The organism is Romboutsia sp. 13368 (assembly GCF_018336475.1).
GTDB lineage: Bacteria > Bacillota > Clostridia > Peptostreptococcales > Peptostreptococcaceae > Romboutsia.
The window spans coordinates 1,254,472-1,255,533 of record NZ_CP048741.1 but is presented as its reverse complement, the minus strand read 5'-3'; the positions used below and the strand labels follow the sequence as shown (position 1 = coordinate 1,255,533).

The window sequence follows — 1,062 nt, the reverse complement described above, 5'->3', positions numbered from 1 at the left end:
TCAATGTGAGCAGTTTGCATCTGATAATAATATAAGTCTTATAAATGGGAATTTATTAGTTGAGTATTTTAATAAGTATGGTATAAGTTCATATATACTACAAAANCTAAAGATGAATTTTAAGAAGCTTTAAAACTTATAGCACTTCACGACTATGTATTAGAGCTTAAAAATAGATAAGAAGTGAGGAAAAAACATATGAGAAGTATAAACATACTAGATGAAATTTCAGATGGAAAACTATATGACATTGAAGATATAGTAAAAGCAGATACTTGTGGATGTGATGGATGTAATGATTGCTGTTGTGATGTTGGAGATTTAGTAGTACTTACACCTTTTGATATATATGAAATGGTAAATTACTTAGGTGTTGAATTTGATGAATTACTAGGAACTAATATTGAATTAAGACAAAATAACAAAATCTTACTACCATATTTAAAAATGCAGGGTGAAAATAAAAAGTGTAGCTTTTTAAATAAAGAAAATAGATGTACAATTCATTCTAAAAGACCAAATATTTGCCGTTTATTCCCTCTAGGAAGAGTATACCAAGATGATGATTTTAAATACTTCTTACAAGTAGGAAACTGCCCTAAAAATGATTTAAAAGATGTAAGTGTAAAAGATTGGGTAGGAATTGAAAACTATGATSAAAATAAAAAGTTTATATTAGAATGGTATAGATTTATTAAGGCATTAACTTTCCGTTTAAAGTTTGTCAGAGATGAACAAGAAATAGAGGCAATTAATAAAACTTTACTAGATAGTTGTTATCGTATTAAGATAAAAGAAGATGAGAATTTTTATAGTGAATTTTCAAAAAGATTACCAGAAATAAAAAATAAACTGGGAATTATTTAGTAAACTAAATTTTTATAATTAGGCTATGTTAGCCAACTTTGTGATGGATAATATAATTAGTAATTGTTATATAATGTGAGTAAAAAGGGGGATAAGATGAATTTTTCAAATTTTAGAAAATTAGATTATATATTATTTTATTTAGTTATTGCAGTTTTATTTATAGTTCAATTGTATGAGTTTTCATTAATATCG

General features: G+C 25.2%; 1 protein-coding gene. It reads left to right on the top strand.

Annotated elements, in window-relative coordinates:
- Nucleotides 1-198 precede the first annotated feature (198 nt).
- Entirely contained in the window at nt 199-867 is a 669-nt protein-coding gene (locus tag G3997_RS05075; RefSeq protein WP_296649110.1) for a YkgJ family cysteine cluster protein, read from the top strand.
- The last annotated feature ends 195 nt before the right edge of the window (nt 868-1,062 follow it).